The sequence below is a fragment of the Yersinia sp. 1652 StPb PI genome (assembly GCF_041538345.1).
Classification (GTDB): domain Bacteria; phylum Pseudomonadota; class Gammaproteobacteria; order Enterobacterales; family Enterobacteriaceae; genus Yersinia; species Yersinia enterocolitica_E.
Genome location: NZ_JAULSM010000001.1, coordinates 1 through 21865, shown reverse-complemented (window position 1 = coordinate 21865; position 21865 = coordinate 1). Strand labels below are relative to the sequence as shown.

Sequence of the window (21865 nt, the reverse complement as noted above, 5' to 3'; positions counted from 1 at the left end):
TTACACTTATGCAATCAACACGGTCGGACATCCGACCACAATGGTGCCACCATGAGCACAACTGTCGCCCATCCGCGCAGCAGGTTTACCACCAATCAATACTTTGGGGCTGCCCATGATAACGGCATCAGGTGGGCCGACACAGACCGCCATCGATCCTAAAGTGGCTGCGGGGACTCCGCCGATCAGCACCGTGGGGGTGCCAGGGGTGGTGATCGGCCCTCCCACATGGGGGATTGGCGGCATCCCTGGTGTCACCATCGGGCAAACATGCATATCACCCACTCGGGCTGCGGGCTGTCCCATCAATGGCCTCCTATTGATGCATACCAGTGATTGACCAAGGTTCGGGCACCGGTAAGGGGAGCCTGTTCTCCCGCTAATCTGACGCTCATCAGCATCAGTACACAATGCAACATCACTCGGGCCAAATGTTTTTCCGGGTAAACCGCTTCAAACTCAGCCGGGGTCATGCTGCCTTTAGACCAAAATAGTGCCAGCCCAAGTGCCCCCATCGGGCTGTCAAAACCCAGTTCGTCAGCTTGATTGAAAATACGCCAGCGGCAGTCGTCATCGTGGTTTTTTAGCCATTCAAGGATCTCCTGAGCACAGCGTTTTTCTTGCTGACTCAGAGCAACAGTATCTGCCATCAATTGCGCTAAAATCCATGTTATCAGCTGGTCTGTCGGGTGGTTACTCACCAAATAAGCCAGCGCATCTTCCCAGTTGTTAGTCCACAGAAGCGCCTGCATATTTTCATGTTCGTCATGGATATTGCTGAGCGTCGCCAGACCGACTTGTGTTATTAATTTCGACTTAATCATCATATTTTCCTCAACCAATCATGGTCACGCCGCCTTTGATTTGGGTCATGCCGCTGCCTTGCACCGTCACCATTGCCCCTTTCAACTCTGCCGTGCCACTGCCGTTAATTTTGATAGTGACACCACTCAAAGTAATACCCGCGGGCGAAATAGAGATTTTGCTGCTGCCCACTTTCAGTTCGATAGATTGGGTGGACTCAATAACACAGGCCTTATCTGCTTTGACCACACTCCCGCCACCAGACACTTTCAACTGGTGATCGCCACCGGTCAGGGCTTCATTAAGATTCCCTTTGATATCAAGACTGTAGTTGCCCTGCTTAAGCTGGGTAGAGAAATCTCCCTGCTTAAGGGTGGTGGTGGAATTCCCCTGATCGAGTGCCACGATATTGTCACCCTGTTTCAACTGCACAGAATGGTTGCCTTGCTTCAACTGAACCGAGTGGTTGCCCTGCTCAAGCTCAAGACTCCGATCGCCCTGTTTCAGCGTCAGGCTATCTTTTCCCTTGGTAATGGTGGTGGCGCGGTCAGCCCCAATAGTTTCCGTCACCTGATGGGCTATTTCAGTTTTCACATCATTTTTGATCTGCACGATGAGATCTTTTTGTGACGTAATATGCAGCTTTTCCTCACCTTTTTTGTCGTCAAAGCGCAGTTCATGCCCCTCTTCAACAGTGCCATTCAATGAGCTGCGCGAAACAAAACCGCTATGATTTTTTTCACCCGGTAAGCTCAACGGTGGGATATTTTTGCCGTTATAAACACTGCCAATCACCACCGGAAGATCAGGATTACCGTTGATAAAGCTCACCAACACTTCGTTACCGACCCGTGGCAAGAATACGGCGCCGGATTGGCTAGCGGCCCAAGCTTGTGCTACCCGAATCCAGCACGAACTCCCGTCATCATGTTTATTTTCGTTATCCCACGGGAACTGGATCTTGATACGTCCCAGTTTGTCGGTGTGGATCTCTTCAGATGCCGGGCCAACCACAACGGCGGTTAAAATACCCGGCACTTGGGGGATGGCTGTTTTCGCGGCAGGTCGCCAGACGGTGCTGTCTTTAAACGTGGTTATCTCACAGCTAAAGTCGGGCCGGTCGTTAACAATATTGCTGGCGGCTTTCAGTCTGATCGATTTGATACGATAGTCACCGTTGAAGACAGGGTGGTCATCCAGAGCAAACTTCTCGCCGCAACTGAGCCAATAAGCACTGACTCTGGCGTCAAACTGTTGCATTTCCGCTTCCATCTGTTCCATTTTCAAGCGAGCGCCCGATGACAACTGATCATGCTTTTCATCACCATGGGTATCAACGTAATGGAGGCCAGCAATGCTGTGCAGCTTATCGCGGGTTGGCGATTCACCTTCAACCTTGTCCGCCTGTGCCACACTAAAACCTTTCAACAACACCGATGAGGCAACAACAGCAGAATGGGAAGACCACTCTGTTATCTCTGCCCCATCCAATGCCTGAAGCCCAAACTTTAATTTAGCGGTTTTCGCGCTCGGGTGACCGGCGGCATGATCAACCAGCACTAAGGTATGCTGACCCTGCTGATGCTTAAAGAAGTAGTAAATACCTTCCTGCTCGAGTAAGCGGTTGATAAAGTTGAAATCAGACTCACGGTACTGGATACAATATTCACGCGGCTTATAGTTACCACTCAGGCGAAGTTCGATATTATTTATCTGGTGCTGGCGTAATAGCTTACAGACCAGATCAGGTACGGTAATATTCTGGAATACCGCCAGATTATGACTGAGCTGCAACAATGCCATGCGTGGCTCCAGCGTACCGATATAGTTACCGTCCCCGGTGCTACGGATATGCGTTAATACGCCATGGATATAGCGGCTCTCTTTCTCCTGGCCTATCTTACACGCCAGCTCCTTGCCTAAAAAACCGGTCATCTTGTCGCCACTCAACTCTGAGTGAAAACGCAGTTGGTAACAGTAAGGAGCAGAAAGCCCCTCCTCTCCCTCGATTTCTCGCAATATAAACTTGTCAGCCGCGTCACCCACAAAGCTTATCAGTCTGTTTTCCTGCCCGAATAATGCCATTGCTTTATCTTCCTTCCCGCCGTGCGGGTAACCTAATTTTGTGTTTGCCCAACTCGGCAGAATTACCCAGACTGATATCCAGGCCCAATCTACCCGTGCCCAGCAAAGTACGGGGGGTTCCCGCATGTTGAATCAGCAGATCAATATCAAAATCCAGACCCGCGCCAACAAACTCCTGAATATGCTGCAAAAGCGAGTCGTAACTCGGCCCTTCAGGCAAGAACAGGCAGGCAGTTGGCATCGGAATCGGGCCGAGCGTGACCGTAAAATGCGACTGCCGATCCCAATAAACGCTGCCGATCATCGGGGCTTCCCCCAGTGTTTGGCCATGACCTCCGAGGCGTGAGCAAAACGAAGGTGCCATCTTGCGCCATCCTCCGGTAAACGGCGTTATTTTCACCGGCACGCCATACAGCGTTTTCAGCCAGGTCTCCAGATTAACCATCGAGCGCACCGAATGGGCAAAAAGAGTGGCAACCCGCTCTTTTTGCAGTGAGGGTTCCCCTTCACTAAACCCCGATAGTCCACGAATGGCGGTACTCAGCGGCATAGCGGCGTCAAACTCGGCCTGGGCATAAAAGTGATATTTCTGCCAAGCCAAATAACGTAAACATTGCAGACGATGATTAAAAATATCAAAAAAGGCTTTCGCCGCTGTATCGCCATAGCGGTAATAGCGCTCGATCAACCATTCGGTATAAGTTGTCGGTAATGCCCCCATCGCCCCGGTCAAACCGTGGGAAGAGACCTGCACCTGCCAACGATTGCCAGCCAACGGCTTAATCGGGCCAACCTCACCTCGTTGTGCCTCAAGGGACAATGGCGACACAAAATAGAGCTGATCCTCAAGCAACTGCCTGGGCTTGATGCTGCCCGACTTTTTCAGTTGCCCCAACATGGCGCGCACTTGCTGGAAAAAGTTATGTTTACTGAGTGCCTTGCTTAGATCCACGACAACCTGCCCGCACTCACTGGCCAGTCACGAGTGCTGCCCTCAACGGAATCAATACAAGTGATGACGCGGGAAAAGCTATTGACCGGTGCATACAGCGCCAACAGGCCATCGATAAAGCGGCACAGTAAAAAGTACTCAACTTCTTGCTCTGCATCGCGCGAAAAAGTGATGGTTATTTCAACACCACGCGCCAGCGAGTGCGGGTCATTCTTCACTAATCGCGCCGTCACCGGGCGCGATTCCACCTGCTGAATAAGGTTAATTAATCGCTGAACCGAGGGCTTTTCGGTGATGTTATACAAAGCCAGTGTCTCTTTCAGGACACGCGTCCCCTCCGGGCCACTGAACAGCATGTGATTGAGAGACATTTGTGAAATTAACCGCCAACGAGCACCCTGTTTTGTTGCGGCGTTCACCACTCGGGTGGGGCGGGTTAACGCATTAATTTTGACCCCCGCCAGTGGGTTCTCTGACTCAAAATCACCGCCAGGATTGCCATTGAGCAAGGTGGAGGGCAGGTCACCATTGGTACAAGTCAGCTGTAGGCTAATAATATCGCTCTCAGGCAACAGCGGTTGCTCACTGCGATCCGAAAAGGCGATAAACAGAGCCGAAGTGATAGCACCATCATGGATAGATTCCCGTCGCATCGCCTGCCAAAAAATATTGTTCTCAGTACTAAGCCCTGAATGGTCTAGCCCAAACAGGGGATAAATCGTGCGGCTCTGGGTGTCATTACCCTGTTTACATAAGGCCTGAACCCGATCAATAGACCACACCTCGATAGAGTCCTGATGGCGAATATCGGGCACCACCGGGTATTCCGCTATTTGATGCAGCGGAGCAATGGGCTCAGCTCTTTGCTCAAATAAATTGATGGCCGGTGTGCAATGCAGCTTAAAGAGGCTTTCATCAACAGATGCCGCCATGGTCTCCAACTGACGCGCGGTGCTACCGCGATTAAACTTAATCACAAAAGTCAGTTTGCTTTGGCTATTAGCCGCAAAACCGGGCGGCAAAAGTAAGTCAATAAAATGAAACTTTTGTGGAAAAAGAAAATAATCCAACAATAAAGAGTGTATTGGCGACACCCGTGAATCTGTTGCCAACAAATTTTCATTTTCTGCAAAGCCAACCGCTCGTATGCCTTGTGGTGATAAGTCATAAGATTGCTGTTGATGAAGCAATGAAAAAGACATCACTTCACTGCACAACAAAGTATAAATAATATTGACCATGGCATTCGAACCATTGAGGAATAACCGGACTGACTCCCCACTGAATATGGCTCCGGGCCAGACCTGCAGTTGCAGCGTCAAACGCCATATCATCTCTTCTTCATCAAGCTGCAAACCGGCATGATTCAGGTTTACCGGTAACAAATTCACCGGATACGAGGTGCGAAATTTACAGGTGCGCCCGCTATCCGTTTTGCTGTACAGCGCGGTTTTGGCCGCAATAACATTGCTTTCAGTTAAGGCCCCGACTTTGACATCAGGCTCCATCTGCACAATACACACCGAGGGAAAAGGTCTGGCGAACTGTGGAGCCATCACGGTTAGCAAGGCATCGGTCGTCTCTGGCATATCTTCATCCAGCCGCAACTGAATTTGGGCTGAGATCAGTGAAAAAGATTCAATTAAGCGCTCAATATGCGGATCTTCTGAAGAACCTTCAGACAGACCCAGCCGGTGTGCAACCTTAGGGAACTGGAGTGCAAATGCTTTGCCGTATTTTTTTAAAGTGGAGAGTTCTCGCTGATAATAAGCCAGCAGTTTGGTCGCTAACATAATTACACTCTCTACTCCAATAAAGAAAAACGACTTATTACATCGTCCCACATAATCCGATAACACACCGGCCCATCAACAGAATTTGCTTGTATAATGAAATAATAGAACGACCCATTTTTATTTTCAGCTGCAACCTGGATATCATGTAACCGGGGTTCAAAACGAATCAATGCCATCTTGATGCGTGCAGCTAAAATAGCGGCAATTTCTATTTTAGGAATATCATGTCCAAATATATCACTGACACCATAATTTAAGATTGATGTATTAACCCATGGAATATCAGAAATATTACTCTCACAAGGTCTGGTAGATAAAATCATCATAATCTCTGCAGAAAGTATGCTATTTTTATCTCCCATTATTGATTCTGACTGCTGGCTATCACTCACGTTATTATCTGAAAGACTGCTTAATAATGAGTTCATATTTAATTATCTCTAAATGACAGCGTGTTGCCACGCTGTCATCATTATGAACTTACTGAGCTTCTGCAGTTACAAAGTTGAAACCTTTAGGCCCGACTTTCTGAGCCTGGCCATCTTTCGCAACGGCTTGTGACTCACGTTTAAACGATGAAGCAACAAGCATATAAGTGTTGACAGCAGCACCGTCATTTAACAGGTTAGTTTCAGCCATCACAACGCAAGCATCGGTCAGAGTCACTTTCCTATTTTCTACTGTTTTCCCTTTATTCGTTGTCACCTTGACAATAACAACTTCCTTGAAAGACTCAGCACTGAGCATTTTCGAACTCAGAATCTCATCGGAATTAAAATCGTCCGTTTTCTGGAAACGGATAGCAGAAATTTGAACACCACCGCTTGCTAATGCGCCTGAAGAGTCAGGTTTAACACTGGCATGTGTCTCAAAATTTAAATTATCAATAGGAATATAATCTGTATACCCTTTAACATTAGCGGTGCCTTTAATATCGGTGAATTTAATAAATAACGTTTGAACTTCAGCCATAAATAATTTCTCTTACAAGTTTAATGATTATGCACCCGTGGATGCAGGGAGTTCAGCAACAAGACGTAGTGACATACTAAGACCTTCCAACTGAAAATGGGGTTTTAAATAAGCAACGGCACGATAATGCCCGGGCGCACCTGGCACATCGACAACTTCAATGGTTGCATCACGCAGTGGATGACTCGCCTTAATAATAGGACCGGCATCGTCTGACCCAACCACATACTGATTAATCCAATTCTGTAGAAAATGTTGGCAGTCTGACTTAGACATAAAACTGCCGACCTTATCGCGCACAATAACTTTCAGATAATGCGCAAAACGCGATGTGGTCAGAATATATTGCAACTGGCTGGAAAGCCTTGCGTTAGCATTTGCCAGCTCTGATTCATACTTACGCGGTTTATTGGCTGATTGAACGGCAAAAAAAGCAGCATAGTCAGTGCCCTTACAATAAACCAATGGGATAAAACCAAGGTCTGCAAGTTCCTTTTCGCGGCGATCTGAAATTGCCACTTCGGTTGGGCACTGCATCACTTTCTCGCCCGTTTGCGAAACATAGTTATAGGTCGGTAGTGCTTTCACTAAGCCACCCCCTTCTACACCACGGATCGCTGCACTCCAGCCGTGCTCTTCAAAAGCTTCAACTATTCGGCCTGCCAATTCATAAGCTGCATTCACCCATAGATAGCTGTCACCGCCCTTATCTTCATCAATGTTCTCTTCAAAATTGAACATCTCAATAGGGACAGTTTTCGCCCCGTAGGGTAAACGGCCAATCACGCGCGGCAAAGTCAGGCCAACGTAACGCGAATCATCGGTTTGGCGGAACGATTTCCAGCGAGTATAATCAGAGGTATCAAATAGTTTACCCAAGTCGCGTGGACGCGGCATTTCAGCGAATGTGTTCATGGCAAACATGCCGGAACTGGCCGCCGTCAAAAATGGCGCATGTGCCGCTGCGGCAACGTGAGAAATTTGCTCTAACAGTTGAACATCTTCTGGCATAGCATCGAATTCAAAATCACCGACAAAAGCCGAGAAAGGTTCGCCACCGAAAGTACCGTACTCACTTTCATAGATATTTTTGAACAGAGAAGACTGATCGAAATCAGAGGCTGATTTAAAATCGCGTACCAATTCCTTTTTGGTGCAATTAAACAAACGAACCTTGGTATTTTCGGTGGTGCTGCTCTGCACTAACTTATGTAATCCGCGCCAGGAAGATTCCATTTTCTGAAAAGCAGGAGCCTGGATAATATTGCTCACCTGCGCAGATAACAACGCATCAATAGCAGCAATACGGGCCTCAATGCTGCCCACTAAATCGTTAGAAACGATAATGGCGCCAGAAGCAACATCTGTCAGAAAATTATCAAGCTGATGTTTTAATTTACCGCGGTCTTCCTCGCGACGAATAGCCTGGGTATCATCAATAATTTGATCAAGGTAGTCGCGTTGTTGCTCAGTTTGAGAAACCGCATCCAGGATCTGAATATCACTCATTTCACATCCCCTTGCGGACCGTCAACGATAAGGTTGGCATTCTGTTGTTTACTCAACAACTCAACCAGTTGTTCTTTTAAAGCATCATTACTGGCGGTGCGATTACGCAATTCAGTTAATTGCTCGCGAAGAGCCAACAGATTCTTTAGAGGTTCAACTTGCATGGCGACATTCTCAGGGGAGAAGTCTTCCATCGAATTAAACTGCAAAGAAACCGCTAATTGCCCATCTTTACCCGGAATGGTGCTATCAACCCGCAATTCAATACTTGGCGCCATGCCCTCCATAACATCATTGAAGTTATCTTTATCAATGTGCAGGAAACGGCGATCTTTCAGCGACTCTTCTTGTTTAGCAAAGTCTCCTACCACACCTAATACTAAAGGCAGCTCTTTCTTACTCTCAGAACCCCCATTTTCTATATCGTAGGTAATTTGAACGCGTGGCGCTCGTACTTTTCCTAACTTATTTTGAGTATTACTCATTTTTGAATACCTGTATTATTTAATACTTAATATGTTATCAATCAATCTTAGGGACATATTTTACAGAGTTTTATCGATAAAGATTTAAGACACCTTGCCATTTCGGGAGGATTTATCTGTAAACACATTATTGATAAAACAAATTAACTTAATCTCTATTTAAGGGCAGCAATACCCATATGGATAATATTACGATAGAATAATGAGATATAACTTTATGCAGCAAGTAATTGCTGAGCTTTAATCACTAAATGCGCTGTCGAATTGACCCCCAATCGTTTCATTAGCCCTATTTTTAAAGCGCTGACGCGTTTAAGTGGCACTGAAAGTTCTTTCGCAACATTATCATTGTCATTGCCCTGAAGTATGCTCTTTAACAGTGTTAATTCCAGTTCTGATACACCTGCTTTTTTAATTTCGTTGTTTCTATTACTTGAGCTATAGGGAAAACAGGCGTACCCGGTGCTGACCACCTTAATCACATTATAAAGGCTGGCAAATTGATCTTTCTTTGATACACAACTGGCCAGACCCAGCTTGCGATAAAATGAAATGCAACTTTCACTGTTCACTAAAGAGGATAAAAGTATCATCACGGAAGAGGGGGATACTGTTGGTATCCTGCTAATTAACTCATTGTTATCAGACAAAATTTTATCACTTCCTATTAATAGAATATCTGGCTTTCGCGCCGCAATATCTGACGCCAATTCTTTCCCTCGCAGGTTACTACAAAAGACATCAAAGCCTTTACTCTCTAATTGAGACCTTAGCCCAAGGCTAAAAAACACATCTGTATCAATTAGATAAATTAATTTATTTTTTACGGCATTATCATTGTTTTTCATAGTCACTCTCTCTTTATCGACCTTGTGATTCTTCTGTTACTTAACATTCGGCAGCGACTTCACTACTTTTCACCCTACTTCAGCGAAAATACCGATAAGTACCTGATGAAGGACATGATAAAGAGATTAATCTTAAATTAGTAATTGTATCGTCAATATGACAATCTATAGTTAATTGAACTAATTACATTGTAAAATATAGTTTTTTAAACCAAAATAAGAGATATAAAGCAGAAATTCAGGTTTAAGGAGTTTATCAAGATCATCGCTAATCACGGCATCCCCCCTGGCGAAAAGGCTATTCAAGACAAAACAGGTAAGCTCCAACCAATCTGTCCGGTGTCAGCCAACTTTACGTTCTTCTCTCCTCTTATCCGATGCGTCTAAACCCCGTTAGGAAAGTCGCCCTTATTTGATCCATTTCGCTACAAATAGCCTTACGGGTGACGGCATCTAATAATTTTAAGATACGTTGCCCTTGCTGAGGTAGTAAATGATGAATAATCTGTGCAGCTTCGGCTAAACTAAAACGATAAAATAAACCGCATATATCCTCTGCCGATAGCTCATAGAAAATAAAATCAAGATAGTTTTTTTCCAATAAGCGAAAGTAACGGGCTAGTGCCTTAATATCTGTGGCGAATATCTGTCGGCGGCGCTCTGCCATACAAGGTGTTTCAGATAACCATTGCAGAACATGTCGATGTTCCAGCGTTAATATTTGTTGAAAGATCAATTATCTTATCCTATCCCAACAATCGCTTCAGAATGACAAGTTAGGCTACCCCTCTGGAATTAAGAGGCAATGGAGTACATGTGTTACTACTCGAATTATAGGTTATAAGTAAAACAATATAGAGACGGGTTGCAGACATTCACAGAAAGCGTTCATGTTCAGGCTGCCTTATTTATTTATACAATATTGACAGTCAGAACAAGAGTGGAACTGACGTTCTGGGGAGTCATATTATGTGTATCGATATCCAACTCTAGTAATATAGACATTTTACGGTTCCTTTCGGCCGCCAGTTGAACGCCTTCCTTCCCCGAATGACCTTCTATTTTGACAGACAGGCCAGCATCGGTGCCGCTGGTACCGAGAATACTGGTCAGTCGAACGTTCTCAGCCCTATCACATTTAAGCGACAATAAGTCTTTAAACAGTCGTGAGACGACGCCACTTTCCGGTCTAACAGTGCCGAGATCGAGCGTATTGGCGTTATTTTTTAATGAAGGTCGCATGTGGTTGGTGTTCTGGTTGCAATAAACTCTGATAGCGAGGAGATTTCCCCGTTTTTTTCACCTGGGTCCGCATAGACAATGGATCTGGCACCCTCGGTGGCATCCAGTGCGTATGCTTTTACATATTGCATGAAATCCCAGGTACAGTTGCCTATTGCCATAGCGGTACAGGTCTTACTCCATTTTTTGACCCCGTTTTCGGTCATCCACACATTGCAAGGTTTTTTGCCAAGTTGGGGTATTGCCGCCGTACATTTCGCGTAATTCGGCATCGGGCTGGACACAGAACCAAGGTGCCATGTAGTTTTTTCGTCAGTGCCGATGGTAGCGGAGTTGAGCACGGTATAGGTCCTGCCGTAAGTATGGGGGCATAGGATGATGAGTAGTAGGATTAGGTATAGTTTTTTCATATTTTCGTATTTTCGGTGTCAGGCGGGCGGAACGCCATTGGTAACCTGGCACCACCATGCAACTTGGGGTTTCGAACAATAGGGTTGGGCTTCATCCCTTTTTTCCTTGACGGGTGGTGAGAACACTTCGACCACACATCTCCCGTGGTGGCACATGGCTCGCGTTACATTATGCTCACTGTGTATATTACATCATGCGTTTTAGCACCCACGGTCCGGCCGTTGAGTTGGATGGTAAATTCGGACTGCACGGGGACTGGCGTGTTTCGTTGGACGCCGTACCACCCATCTTTTCCCCCGGCGATTTGTGGCGGAATACGAACTTGCAGGACTGTTGGATCGAAGTTCGTGGCTGTCACAATGACATTCGCGGTACCCGTGCATTTCAATTCCAACACGTCGTCGACTGTTAGAGTTTTTTTGCCGGTGTTGACTGTATATTGACCGAGATCGATAGTCATGTTGGGCACGGTCGCACGGATGTCACACGTGGGGGGGAGCTGTTGCGGCATGAAGGATGTTTGTATTCGCGAGCCCGAGCCAGCGGCGGTGAAAGTATATTCAACGCGGGACAAGGATCGGAGGTTCGGCAGGTCTTGTTGGACAAAGTCGTTGAACTCCCTTATGCATTCTCCGACCATCTTCGGTATGTCGTTGCGGGGACAACCAATGCTATAGAATGTGTGGCCTTCTTGGACGAGTGCGCCGTGGCAGCGGGCTCGGTCTGTACATAGGATTGTGGTGGGGAGGTTGTGTTGCGTGGGGGCGATGCCATAATATTTTACTGCGAAATTCCCGGGGTCTACGAGTGCGCTTGACACAACTGGGGTCGTGTATGGGCCGGCGGCATCGGCATGGAAGGGGGATGACAGGAACAGCAAAAATGGGAGTAATAGGCGTTTCATGGTAGATGTGTTCTCTTGGTTATTGTATTAAAGGCAAATAGTATCCTCAGCCGCGCTTATACCGCCCAGCCGTCAGCATACCGTCCGCCCATCTATGCCATCGTGCCTCATACGTCTGCACCAGTACGTCGGTTTCTGTCGCTGGCAGTCGCTTGCGTCTGGCTTGCTCATAAAGCCGCACACGGCGTGCACGATGGTTTTCTAACGCACGTGGCGCTATGGTGGGGCCCTCGGGGCCAAACCATAACCCCAGCCAATCAAATCCATGTTCAATTTTTCCCACTTGGGTTTTATCCGGATGAGGACTGAATCCGCCCAAATCAAAAAAAGTCGACAGCTGTTTAACCATCCGCCGTAATGACCATCGGGTGCGGGTAAATAGCAAAAAGTCATCCATATAGCGCGCATAAAATATTTCCTCTCTGGAGGCAAAATAGCTATCAACATGGTGCAATAGGCTCGCGCCAATCAGCGGACTCAAGGCGCCCCCTCTGGAAATACCAGTTATCGGCGTATGAATTTCACCGCCATCCTCAACACTGTAGTAGAGGTATTGCTTTAGCAAATCTCTCAGGATTGGTGACTGAACGTGCCAGTTGATTTGGCTTAATACCTGCTGTTTGCGAATATGGCGGTAATACCCACGAATATCTGTGCGGTAGACAAAACGCCATGTTTCACTGTTCAAACAAGCCGCAACTGCCGTTATTGACCCTCTGACACCACCATGCCCTTGGGTGTGCGCACAACGTTGATGAATGGGTAAATCCTGCCCGACTTGCAAAGCGACCCACTTCAATACCAGCGCATCACTGGCACACCACTGCGCCCAACTGTCTTGACCCTGACGATGTACCAGCATCGGCGAGAGCCTGTATTGCCCGGAACAGACATGTTCCAGTAAACGCATACCTTGCGTCGCCCAGTGATAGCGTAAGTGCCACACATCAGCATTGGCGGGAGCATTACGTCGGCAACGGCACAGCCATTGATACGCATCCAACCATGCTTCTGTTGAATTAGTCATACTCCATATCAAAATTCACCGTAGCGGAAAACGCCCCACGCCCAATGGTGTGATTATTCATCGCCTCCGGCTCTGCCTGCACATAGGCCTGCAAGGTAATGACGTTATTGCCGTTACTGAGTTCCTGCACTATCGCTGGGTTATTATTCAACGGGATGCCCTTGCCAGCGGTGGTTTCCAGCCCGATGGCGATGCCGCTGGCTTTACTCCCTTTGGACAGCGCCAACAGACCGGGCAGTTGGGTGTTTTCTACCCCGCTGAAAGCGACTTTCACGCTATTGCCCGCGTTGATGTCACAATCCGTCAGGTGTAACTGAAATTGCTGCCCGGCAATCCGGCCATTCAGGTAGAGATATTTATCCGCCACCACACTAAAATCCAGTTGGACATTCTCATCCCCAGGGGCAATCACACAGGGTCCGGTAACCAGAGCACCATGCAAGCGCATGTTATCCGCCGCCAGAACCTGCCCGTTAAGCAACAGCCCCATCACGACCATGCCACACCGTACTTTATTACTGAGCTGTTGCATTATTTTCTGCCTCCATCACTGGTATACCGCCTGCAGCGTGGCAGTGGCCTCAAATGCCCCTTCAGTCAATGTCACCCCCGGCGTTTTAACCGGAACCACCTCCAGAACAGGTAAATCCGCCGGATTAACTGGCACCGGTTTACCCAAGATAAATGCCTCGCCGTTAAGCAAGACCCTGATACCTAAATCCTGGTTGCTGGTTTGGATGGCGGCCATGTCATAGGGGGTGGGTTCGGCACTTAGCATCAACTCCATCGCCCAATCTTTAGCGCCGGGGGCACATGTGATGCTGTAGTTCACCTTTTGCAGATACTGAATACCATCAACTTTTTTGATCCCCAGGCGCTTACCAAAATCCACATCAATCAGCTTACCGGCGTCCACCTCACAGGAGGGTGGCTCAATTAAGGTGCCACCAAAAGTCAGGTTACTGGCAGCAGATGCTGGCCCACAGGCAAAAATTGGCATGATCAAGAATGTGGCAACAGCCAAAAATCGTGCTATCGCTACATTTTTCATCACTTATAATCAACCAGCAACGTAGCCGTTGCGTTGAAAGAACCGCCAGTCAAAGCCTTATCTTTATTCTTCACAGGCACAGCAGTCAGTTTGGGAACTGATCCTTCATCCGTGTAATCAAAATTCAACCACTCATTGGGGCCTAATTTCTTACCATTGGCTTGTAACTCAATGGCCAGATTATCGTTTGATGTTTTCAGACTCTTGCTGTCAAACGACGCCCCACTCCCTTTGATTTGCAACTTCATGGCTTTGAGCTCCGGTTTTTCACATTTCAAGCCATGTGTTATGGTTTTGCTGTACAATTTTCCGTCCACACGAGAGGTCATGACTTCATTACCAAAATCCACATCAATCGGTTTACCAGTGTTAATCGTGCAATTGGGTGGTTCAATCAATTTGCCTTTAAAAGTCAATTCACCCGCAGCTAATACGGTTCCACTAAATAACATCGGTGCAACCAGCAGTGCGGCTAACGTTAATTTATTTGTCATCTTCATATACCTATTCATTGATAAAATACTGTTTATTACCGCATTGATGGATGACTCCTGCAATGCGACGCATTGTGATAATTGTTTATTAGACAAGTCGCTCTTTATTCAGCCAGTTATTACTGAATCACTATTACTGATAAGATATTTTCATTACTGCACTAGCCGTGAAATCGCCCCCTTTTACCTGCGCGTTTGCTTTTTTTATCGGTACCACATGCAATACCGGTTTTTTATCTGGGCTAAATTTTATTGAGTCATTTATTTTTAATGGCTTATCATTGACCAACAGTGCAATACCAAAATCTGTAATATTGGTTTTTAGTGCATTATCATTAAATGGCGCGGCGGTACCCTCTATTTTCATAGAATAAATATCTGAACCAGAACCGGTACATTTCAAACTATAGATCACCTGTTTAATATAACTCTTTCCGTCGATTTTTTGGGTTAATACCTTTTCAAAATCGACGCTCATCGCTTTATTTTCATTAATGGTACAGGCCGGTGCCACAATGGTGTATTTGACTTTTATGCTAACGCTATTAGCCGCCAGCACCACACTACTGTTTATAAGTAAGCCAGTAACAAAAGTCATGACTAACCAAGTAACCTTTATTCTATTAGCCATAATGTTACACCTCACTAACAATGACGCAGGATTTCCTGACTCGCATTATCCCTCTCCAGACTGCACACACTTTTCGCCGATGCACCAGGTGTGTGTAGCACGCTCCGCGCCTGCTCTCTGGGCCAATTGTCTGCCAGACCCGGGGCGGGCAATGACCAGATCATCATGATAAGACTGGCCAGCACCATCATCGCCAACATCGCGCCACCACACCAATCTTGCCAGCGGGGGGGAGGCGAAAGGTTCTTGCTAAGCTCCCCCCCAACGATTGGCCACTTGTTGGTGACCCATTTCATCAGTATTTGCCTTGGTTGCTGCTGCGTAGGGCTATTGAGCACATTACGACGCATTGAGCTTCTCAGGGGTCACTTTGCAACTGTTGCTGCTACAACTAAAAGTTAGCTGCGGACGACCACCATAATCATTGATATAGGTGAGTACCGGGCTGTTGCCCATAGTGGCAATATTAGCTTTCAAAGGCGCGCTGCTTTTAGGGGCTAGCATCAGCGGCTCAAATCCTTTTACGCTTTCGCTATCTTTGCTGCTGCCAGCAGCCACAATCGTCACGTAATAAGGCGTAGTGTTATTCACCACATACTTATCCCCCTCGCGGCTCAGGGTCATTTGCTCCTGCGGCGGGGCAACATTCATTTTTGCTTCAATGGCCTCAGGGCGGTAGAACAGTTTAATACGGGTCTGGAGCGCAATTTGCAGCGTATTAGCCTTGTCATTTTTCGGCGGAATTTCTCGCAGATTGAAGTAGTACAGCGTCTCACGATCGGATGGCAGCAGTTTAATTGCTGGCAACGACTGGATTTTCATCTGACTCGGCTGGCCAGGCTCAATGCGCTGTACCGGGGGCAAGACTATCAATGGACTCTGGATTTTATTACCTTGCTCATCTTCCAACCACCCCTGTGCCAGGTAAGGCAACTCCTTGTTCTGATTGGTCACGCTCAAGCTAACAGCGTTATTTCCTCCATCAAAAACCACTCGGGTACGGTCTAAGGCAATAGCCGCATTAGCCTGTTGAATGGCCAACCCTGATAGCAGGATGATTGCTAATATCTTTGATTTCAGCCTGTTGTTTTGTATGTTGTTCATTCTCTTCTCTATATTAAAGTGTGCTATCCGCGAATACTCATCACGGATATTATCTGTTTTAAACGTCGGGGCTGATATCAGCCTCGACTGCTTTTTATCGAGACGAATCCTAATCTTTGGTTGATACCGGGTGACAAGGCAGCAGTAAGTTGCTCATCAACATTTCTGTTGGCAATTGAGTGGGCAGTTGCACCTCACACTGTGCACTGCCGTCCCAGTGCACCGCCATGCTATCGCCGGCTTTGATGCCAGACAGATAAACACTGCCGCCATCACTCACCACACCGGTTTCCTGGCCACCCGCATTCATTACTGTGGCACCAAATGGTGGCTCTGAACCATCTGCCAATTTGATAATCGCCATGGCCTTCTCGCCCGCCATCACACCAAACTTGCGGTAACCTATCGCGCCTTCCGTCAAGGTGGCTTGTACCACCGACTTGGTCGCTTCCACCTTGTCACTCAACTTGTTCAGGTCAATACTCGCCTGATTACGGTAATAACTGTTCACATCTGATACCACGGCCTTGCCAAACATGTTGGTTCTGCTGGAACTGCCATAACCGCCCACCGGTACCCCGGACACGCCATTAGTATCGACCAGCATACGTGTGCCACCCATCATGCCGACCCGATGTGCCGCGCCACCCTCCGGCGTCAATGTCACACCACCTTGGGCAGAAGCACCCGCGGCAACATAACCACCTTCTTGATAGCTGGCGTTGGCACTCAATCTGTTGGTGTCACCATCACGGCTGTAGAAACCACTTAAGTTACTGCCACTGCGTGATGCACCGGCATTCACCTGATAACTGCTGTGATCATCAATTTGGTTCGAATACCCCACACCGTTGGATACATCCTTACGATTCAAGGTTGAGTTATAGCTCAGCGTCGCGCCGTTACTCCATGGCACCGACAGTGACAAATACATGCCGTCATCATTCGTTTCATTTTGACGGTTACGATATGCCGATAACGATATGCTCAGGTTCTTGTATTTCCCGATGTCAAAATTACGCGACATGGTCAGGTTATAGCGGTCATTCACCGGACGATCCCAGTAAGTCTGGTGGCTATAGTTCAGGTAAGCACTCAACCCCAAGTCACGGAATTGCTTGTTAAAAGTAAGGGAATACATCTCTTTACTGTTGCCGCCACGATTACCTTTATAACGCATATCCAAATATTCACTCATACTCATGAAGTTCTCATCAGAGAAGCGATAACCGGCAAACGTCACTTGACTATCATAGTCTTCAAAATTCTTCGAATAGCTCAAGCGATACGACCCCCCACCCTGGGTGCCCTGTTCATCAGGCAATTTCGCACGTGATTGAGTGGCATCAAATGACAATGCCCCCAGCGCCATAAGATCTCGCCCGATGCCCAATGATATGGCGTTGTAATCGCCGCCGAGTAAGGCACCACCGTACAGTGACCAGCCGTTGCTGACCCCCCAAGAGAACTCGCCACTGCTAAATAATGGCCCTTGTGTACGGTGCTCCCAATCTGATGGTTTACCGGCACTCAATTTGTATCTGACAGAACCCGGGCGCGTCAGGAACGGGATGTTGGCGGTATTTATTGTAAATGTCTGGACGCCACCATCCTGTTCCTCCACCCGGACATCCAGCTCTCCGGACACCGCATTATTGATGTCTTGAATACGGAATGGGCCGGCAGCCACTTGCGTCTCATACAGCACTCGCCCTTTCTGGCTAACAGTGACTGTCGCATTAGTTCTGGCGATACCCACCACTTCCGGCGCATAACCGCGCAGGTTAGGTGGCAACATACTGTCATCAGAACGCAGGCTGGCACCACTGAATCGGAAGCTGTCAAACATGCCCGAATCCAGAAAGTCTTCCCCTATCGTCAATTTCGAGCGTAAAACAGGGATCGCCCGATAAGCGTAATAGCGGCTCCAATCCAACCGGTCATTATTTTCTTGCGTATTGTCGGTTTGGCGATTCAAGCTGCCCTGCCAATCCGCCCGTAAGCGCCAGGCACCATAGTTGACACCGGCAGTGCCGTTGCCGCTGACACTGTACTCTTTGGTTCCCTGCTTGGACTGCTGCCGGGTCTGAGCATTAACATTGTAATCAAGTAACAGCCCAGGGATGCCTTCATCCCAACGAGAGGGTGGATCCCAGTCGTCCGAGATATATTCCAGATACACTTGTGGAATGCTCAGATATAACGCAGAGGTCGCGAGATCGCTCCGAACTTCCATACCCTTTAGGCTGGATTCATCCAAACAATTACCCTGATGCCACCAAGTGAGTTGACCCAAGACTCCGTCCTTCAGGCCCAATTTATCGACGAGCGTTTTATCAATACAGGCCCGGCTACCTTTGGCATCATCCTCTGGTGCGAAAAAGGAGACCTTTTGTTCAGATAATGAATGTTGATTAACATTCACCACTAAACCATAATTACCTGGCATGATATAACCACTACGGGAAAATTGACTCAGATCGATATTTTTACGGTCGTCAACATCAAGTATATCTGTATTAAACTGAATACCGTCATTTGCATAAACCACTGTCGAAGGTACGCCCAGAGCAAGTGAAATGCATAACCCCAGTACATGAAAACGAACCAGCTTTCCCGCGGGTGAAAAATTCATTTCTCTAACCTTATTACATGAGCACTTTTAATCATTATTAAATATATGAAAATAATTTATAGTATTAGTCGCCCATAACGAATTAATTATGGCTTTTTGCATATTGTCACTCCCATTGAGCATGGATATAATATACCTGCGTAGTGGAGTTAAATAATCAAAGCAATATGTAAATAGCCATTATATTATTAAGCAATATATTGATAATATCGATCCTGCTGTATCACTGATAAGTGATACAGCAGAGGTTCAACAGTATCTAATAGATTAAATTAGCAAAAAATAATTATTGATATGCTACAGTAAATCCAGCGATTGCGTTAAATTCACCAGGAACAATTTCTCCTATTTTGTCGCCTTGCACAAAGGTCGTAAAGTTGAGTTCGTTACTACCAACCATCAAGTCGTTTGAAACGGGTTTACCCAAAGCAATGAGATTTCCAGCAGAATCACCAATACCAACACTGATGCCTTTAGCACTACCAACAACGTTCAGCAAACCGTCAGTACTCGCTGATGAATCACCGGTAAATGTGGTCTCTACTGTTTTTAAGGTTGCAACATCACAATCAGCCAGTTTCAACATGAAACGCTGCGGAGTAGATTTCCCACCCGCTTTTAACATCCCATTGGCAATAGAACCCATTTTCACTGTTTGGTCGACACTTTCTGGCACAATGGCACAGGGTGCATCAACAATTTTACCGGTAAAGGTTAACTTTCCTGATCCACCCATCACTGATGGGATCTCTGGGTTTGTGCCGCCCTCGCCGCCCTCTATTGCTTGTGCCATAGAGGAAACACCAAATACCAAAATTGCTGACAACATCATTTTTTTGTTGAATTTCATATTTATTCTTCCGTTAAACATTATAAATAATAAGATAAGCGTCATCTGGTAATCCCCATATTTTCAGGGGGTATTACCATCCCGTGCCTGAGTTTTAAATACACCTCTACGAACACGAATGGACTTCAGCCCCTGCATCAGACCAGTAGGGGGTGTGCTAAATAACGAGAAGATTATAATGCCATAATCAATACAGTAGCGAAACATGCCAAATAAACAGTAAAATATAGTTTTTTATTTTTAAATTCAAAGTGTAATATGAAATATATGCTTTGTAATCACTAAAATCACTTTTGAAATAGCTTTTATCACTAATCCAGATCTGTAATACTATTGTATAAATAAGTTCTAATGAAAATTAGCCAAAAAATAAGCCATGGACGATAGTCAAAATCTGCCTCCGGGAAATTATCTACCTTGATCAAATACGTCTTAAACTTCACATTAGTGTTCACTCCTGAGCAAAAAAGCCTGGTCTTAGTAAACAATGATGAAGCAAAAATCATTCTTTCAGCCCCCGCATCCCGGCTGCTAGTTGAGTTAATTAAGCACACGGGTGTAACGCTTTCCAGAGATGAGCTGCTTAAAAACGTTTGGGAGGATTATGGATATATTGGCTCAAACAGTAATTTAAACTCCTACATCAGTGAAATCCGTAAAACATTTATCAACTTGGGCTGTGATTCCCAGATGATAGTGACGGTTCCTAAGGTAGGGATGAGATTTAGTGCCAATATAGAAACCGTTCTTTTGCAGGAAAATGCCACTGCCTTAGTGACAGATAGCGCCGGACATCAGGAAAGCCCGAAGATTGAGGCTGTTGAGGCTGTTGAGGCTGTTGAGGCTAACAATAATCAATCAACCAAGGAGAGCAAATCACATCAGTTACAATGGTCACTTCTATTTTTGAGTCTATTATTCGTAGTATTTTTATACTGGAATAAGAGTGATATAAAAATCAAACAGATTAACGTCAGTTTGTTAGATAAACTGGAACAATGCAATATCTATACATTAGATCCATACTATATCTACTCCAAGGATGACACTCTATCAAAGGCTATTGCTGAGATTAACAACAGAAAAGTAAACTGCAAACAGAAAGAAAGCGATATATATTTCTCTTATAGAACTAATGAAAAAAATGAATTAACTTTCTCAGTCATGGGAGTTTGTTCTGTAGATGGTAATAAGACCTACACTTGTGATACATATTCCATTGGTGATTAAAATGATTAAGAAGTCAATATTACTTAGCCTGTTACTCATCGCTGGTGTATTTTTCATCATTGATTTTAATACAAAACCAAGTGCATTGCGCTGTGAGATAGAGCTTTTTGATGAAATAGAAAATGTTAATTTAAATGTAAGATTAAACTTTATAGTTAACCTTGATGGGAACAAGGATGGCTTAGTCAGTATCATAGGGTTTATCACTCGTGATAAACAACGTTATCGTTTGTATAGAACATTAAACTTTACATATAGAGTCTATGATAACAATAACACTAATGAGTATAAATTCCACAATAAACATATAAACCCAAACGATACGACACCTAAAGAATTAAGCGCTATTCTCTTTAAAACAGTAGAGGAAGGGGGAATATATTATATCCGATTATCAAAAGTCACAAACGAAATCTATTTAATTCAAAATACGGCTAAACCTTTATGGTTTTGCCATAAATACTAAATGCTAACTCACGGCATATCTCATGTCATGAAAAGCACCAAACTAAAACCTGTGCCAATGCCCATTGATGGGCATTGATGGGCATTGATGGGCATTGATGGGCATTCCAGTCTTCTCATAATACTTACATTGCTAATGTAACCTAATTACAAATGGGATCGGTAACTGCTAATGGATAGTATTTTTGATGACTTACAGATAGTGTTCAGAGTGTTCAGAGTGTTCAGAATTCTGTGTCACGTTAAAACCATTATAGCGTTATCACTTTATCAAGACGGCCTTCAAAATAAATCGCCAACTGGGACCGGGACAGTGTCAAATTCCAACTCTGGATCGGCATTGTCCATTTTCTTTGCGCATTCTGTAATC

At 45.8% G+C, this 21865-nt stretch carries 23 protein-coding genes; 2 read left to right on the top strand and 21 right to left on the bottom strand.

Translation table 11 applies throughout. From position 1 onward, the window contains the following. Positions 1-6: 6 nt before the first annotated feature. From Q2T71_RS00115 to Q2T71_RS00015, 21 genes are all read right to left on the bottom strand, one after another. Positions 7-306 (bottom strand): PAAR domain-containing protein, encoded by a 300-nt coding sequence (locus Q2T71_RS00115; protein ID WP_175576876.1) that lies wholly within the window; start codon positions 304-306, stop codon positions 7-9. Beyond that, a complete protein-coding gene (locus Q2T71_RS00110; RefSeq protein ID WP_145512258.1) occupies positions 306-824 on the bottom strand; it encodes a hypothetical protein in 519 nt (172 codons plus the stop codon). The genes Q2T71_RS00115 and Q2T71_RS00110 overlap by 1 nt, the downstream gene beginning before the upstream one ends. Before the next feature lie 10 nt (positions 825-834). Next, entirely contained in the window at positions 835-2889 is a 2055-nt protein-coding gene (locus tag Q2T71_RS00105) for a type VI secretion system Vgr family protein (protein WP_145512259.1), read from the bottom strand. Between the two features lie 4 nt (positions 2890-2893). After that, the gene (tssG, locus tag Q2T71_RS00100) at positions 2894-3841 is read right to left on the bottom strand and encodes a type VI secretion system baseplate subunit TssG (protein ID WP_075338922.1); all 948 of its coding nucleotides are present in this window, start codon (positions 3839-3841) and stop codon (positions 2894-2896) included. Then, on the bottom strand, positions 3832-5634 hold the full coding sequence (tssF, locus tag Q2T71_RS00095) for a type VI secretion system baseplate subunit TssF (RefSeq protein WP_145512261.1): 1803 nt from the start codon (positions 5632-5634) through the stop codon (positions 3832-3834). The genes tssG and tssF overlap by 10 nt, the downstream gene beginning before the upstream one ends. 11 nt (positions 5635-5645) lie before the next feature. Beyond that, complete coding sequence (locus tag Q2T71_RS00090; RefSeq protein WP_075338924.1) at positions 5646-6065, bottom strand: GPW/gp25 family protein; 420 nt, start codon at positions 6063-6065, stop codon at positions 5646-5648. 52 nt (positions 6066-6117) lie between these two features. Continuing rightward, positions 6118-6609, bottom strand: a complete 492-nt coding sequence (locus tag Q2T71_RS00085) for a type VI secretion system tube protein Hcp (RefSeq protein ID WP_372557725.1) — start codon at positions 6607-6609, stop codon at positions 6118-6120. A gap of 27 nt (positions 6610-6636) precedes the next feature. After that, entirely contained in the window at positions 6637-8118 is a 1482-nt protein-coding gene (tssC, locus tag Q2T71_RS00080) for a type VI secretion system contractile sheath large subunit (RefSeq protein ID WP_075338926.1), read from the bottom strand. Beyond that, positions 8115-8603 (bottom strand): type VI secretion system contractile sheath small subunit, encoded by a 489-nt coding sequence (gene tssB / locus Q2T71_RS00075; protein ID WP_075338927.1) that lies wholly within the window; start codon positions 8601-8603, stop codon positions 8115-8117. Before tssB ends, tssC begins: the two co-directional genes overlap by 4 nt. A 215-nt stretch (positions 8604-8818) precedes the next feature. Further along, positions 8819-9451, bottom strand: coding sequence for a hypothetical protein (locus Q2T71_RS00070; RefSeq protein ID WP_372557724.1), 633 nt, complete (start codon positions 9449-9451; stop codon positions 8819-8821). Positions 9452-9821: 370 nt separating this feature from the next. Continuing rightward, on the bottom strand, positions 9822-10187 hold the full coding sequence (locus tag Q2T71_RS00065; protein ID WP_145511382.1) for a hypothetical protein: 366 nt from the start codon (positions 10185-10187) through the stop codon (positions 9822-9824). Between the two features lie 176 nt (positions 10188-10363). After that, complete coding sequence (locus tag Q2T71_RS00060; protein ID WP_372557723.1) at positions 10364-10693, bottom strand: hypothetical protein; 330 nt, start codon at positions 10691-10693, stop codon at positions 10364-10366. A gap of 1361 nt (positions 10694-12054) precedes the next feature. Continuing rightward, entirely contained in the window at positions 12055-13035 is a 981-nt protein-coding gene (locus Q2T71_RS00055) for a reverse transcriptase domain-containing protein (protein WP_372557722.1), read from the bottom strand. Continuing rightward, positions 13028-13567 carry a fimbrial protein gene (locus Q2T71_RS00050; protein WP_145511383.1) on the bottom strand — a complete coding sequence of 180 codons (540 nt, stop codon included), beginning with the start codon at positions 13565-13567 and terminating at the stop codon, positions 13028-13030. Before Q2T71_RS00050 ends, Q2T71_RS00055 begins: the two co-directional genes overlap by 8 nt. A gap of 15 nt (positions 13568-13582) precedes the next feature. Beyond that, the gene (locus Q2T71_RS00045) at positions 13583-14086 is read right to left on the bottom strand and encodes a fimbrial protein (RefSeq protein WP_145511389.1); all 504 of its coding nucleotides are present in this window, start codon (positions 14084-14086) and stop codon (positions 13583-13585) included. Continuing rightward, positions 14086-14580: a fimbrial protein gene (locus Q2T71_RS00040; RefSeq protein ID WP_372557721.1), complete on the bottom strand. Its 495-nt coding sequence runs from the start codon at positions 14578-14580 to the stop codon at positions 14086-14088. Before Q2T71_RS00040 ends, Q2T71_RS00045 begins: the two co-directional genes overlap by 1 nt. 133 nt (positions 14581-14713) lie before the next feature. Next, positions 14714-15211, bottom strand: a complete 498-nt coding sequence (locus tag Q2T71_RS00035) for a fimbrial protein (protein ID WP_372557720.1) — start codon at positions 15209-15211, stop codon at positions 14714-14716. A 14-nt stretch (positions 15212-15225) separates the two neighbouring features. Then, on the bottom strand, positions 15226-15507 hold the full coding sequence (locus Q2T71_RS00030) for a hypothetical protein (RefSeq protein ID WP_186378574.1): 282 nt from the start codon (positions 15505-15507) through the stop codon (positions 15226-15228). A 43-nt stretch (positions 15508-15550) separates the two neighbouring features. Next, the gene (locus Q2T71_RS00025; protein WP_372557719.1) at positions 15551-16315 is read right to left on the bottom strand and encodes a fimbria/pilus periplasmic chaperone; all 765 of its coding nucleotides are present in this window, start codon (positions 16313-16315) and stop codon (positions 15551-15553) included. 109 nt (positions 16316-16424) lie between these two features. Further along, complete coding sequence (locus Q2T71_RS00020; protein ID WP_372557718.1) at positions 16425-18950, bottom strand: outer membrane usher protein; 2526 nt, start codon at positions 18948-18950, stop codon at positions 16425-16427. 286 nt (positions 18951-19236) lie between these two features. Further along, positions 19237-19845 (bottom strand): fimbrial protein, encoded by a 609-nt coding sequence (locus Q2T71_RS00015; RefSeq protein WP_372557717.1) that lies wholly within the window; start codon positions 19843-19845, stop codon positions 19237-19239. A gap of 372 nt (positions 19846-20217) precedes the next feature. On the opposite strand from Q2T71_RS00015, the gene Q2T71_RS00010 reads away from it, so the two are divergent. Together Q2T71_RS00010 and Q2T71_RS00005 are read left to right on the top strand one after the other, a co-directional pair. Then, positions 20218-21030: a transcriptional regulator gene (locus Q2T71_RS00010; RefSeq protein WP_372557716.1), complete on the top strand. Its 813-nt coding sequence runs from the start codon at positions 20218-20220 to the stop codon at positions 21028-21030. Position 21031: 1 nt separating this feature from the next. Beyond that, positions 21032-21496: a hypothetical protein gene (locus Q2T71_RS00005; RefSeq protein WP_219646608.1), complete on the top strand. Its 465-nt coding sequence runs from the start codon at positions 21032-21034 to the stop codon at positions 21494-21496. Positions 21497-21865 lie beyond the last annotated feature (369 nt).

What these genes read in the sequence shown, in the direction of transcription:
- Q2T71_RS00020 (WP_372557718.1), bottom strand. Translation starts at nt 18,950, where the DNA reads ATGAATTTTTCACCCGCGGGAAAGCTGGTTCGTTTTCATGTACTGGGG.
- tssB (WP_075338927.1), bottom strand. Translation starts at nt 8,603, where the DNA reads ATGAGTAATACTCAAAATAAGTTAGGAAAAGTACGAGCGCCACGCGTT.
- Q2T71_RS00115 (WP_175576876.1), bottom strand. Translation starts at nt 306, where the DNA reads ATGGGACAGCCCGCAGCCCGAGTGGGTGATATGCATGTTTGCCCGATG.
- Q2T71_RS00105 (WP_145512259.1), bottom strand. Translation starts at nt 2,889, where the DNA reads ATGGCATTATTCGGGCAGGAAAACAGACTGATAAGCTTTGTGGGTGAC.
- Q2T71_RS00005 (WP_219646608.1), top strand. Translation starts at nt 21,032, where the DNA reads ATGATTAAGAAGTCAATATTACTTAGCCTGTTACTCATCGCTGGTGTA.
- Q2T71_RS00050 (WP_145511383.1), bottom strand. Translation starts at nt 13,567, where the DNA reads ATGCAACAGCTCAGTAATAAAGTACGGTGTGGCATGGTCGTGATGGGG.
- Q2T71_RS00090 (WP_075338924.1), bottom strand. Translation starts at nt 6,065, where the DNA reads ATGAACTCATTATTAAGCAGTCTTTCAGATAATAACGTGAGTGATAGC.
- Q2T71_RS00015 (WP_372557717.1), bottom strand. Translation starts at nt 19,845, where the DNA reads ATGACGCTTATCTTATTATTTATAATGTTTAACGGAAGAATAAATATG.
- Q2T71_RS00055 (WP_372557722.1), bottom strand. Translation starts at nt 13,035, where the DNA reads ATGACTAATTCAACAGAAGCATGGTTGGATGCGTATCAATGGCTGTGC.
- Q2T71_RS00045 (WP_145511389.1), bottom strand. Translation starts at nt 14,086, where the DNA reads ATGAAAAATGTAGCGATAGCACGATTTTTGGCTGTTGCCACATTCTTG.
- Q2T71_RS00035 (WP_372557720.1), bottom strand. Translation starts at nt 15,211, where the DNA reads ATGGCTAATAGAATAAAGGTTACTTGGTTAGTCATGACTTTTGTTACT.
- Q2T71_RS00040 (WP_372557721.1), bottom strand. Translation starts at nt 14,580, where the DNA reads ATGACAAATAAATTAACGTTAGCCGCACTGCTGGTTGCACCGATGTTA.
- Q2T71_RS00110 (WP_145512258.1), bottom strand. Translation starts at nt 824, where the DNA reads ATGATTAAGTCGAAATTAATAACACAAGTCGGTCTGGCGACGCTCAGC.
- tssF (WP_145512261.1), bottom strand. Translation starts at nt 5,634, where the DNA reads ATGTTAGCGACCAAACTGCTGGCTTATTATCAGCGAGAACTCTCCACT.
- Q2T71_RS00060 (WP_372557723.1), bottom strand. Translation starts at nt 10,693, where the DNA reads ATGCGACCTTCATTAAAAAATAACGCCAATACGCTCGATCTCGGCACT.
- Q2T71_RS00085 (WP_372557725.1), bottom strand. Translation starts at nt 6,609, where the DNA reads ATGGCTGAAGTTCAAACGTTATTTATTAAATTCACCGATATTAAAGGC.
- Q2T71_RS00025 (WP_372557719.1), bottom strand. Translation starts at nt 16,315, where the DNA reads ATGAACAACATACAAAACAACAGGCTGAAATCAAAGATATTAGCAATC.
- tssC (WP_075338926.1), bottom strand. Translation starts at nt 8,118, where the DNA reads ATGAGTGATATTCAGATCCTGGATGCGGTTTCTCAAACTGAGCAACAA.
- Q2T71_RS00070 (WP_372557724.1), bottom strand. Translation starts at nt 9,451, where the DNA reads ATGAAAAACAATGATAATGCCGTAAAAAATAAATTAATTTATCTAATT.
- Q2T71_RS00030 (WP_186378574.1), bottom strand. Translation starts at nt 15,507, where the DNA reads ATGAAATGGGTCACCAACAAGTGGCCAATCGTTGGGGGGGAGCTTAGC.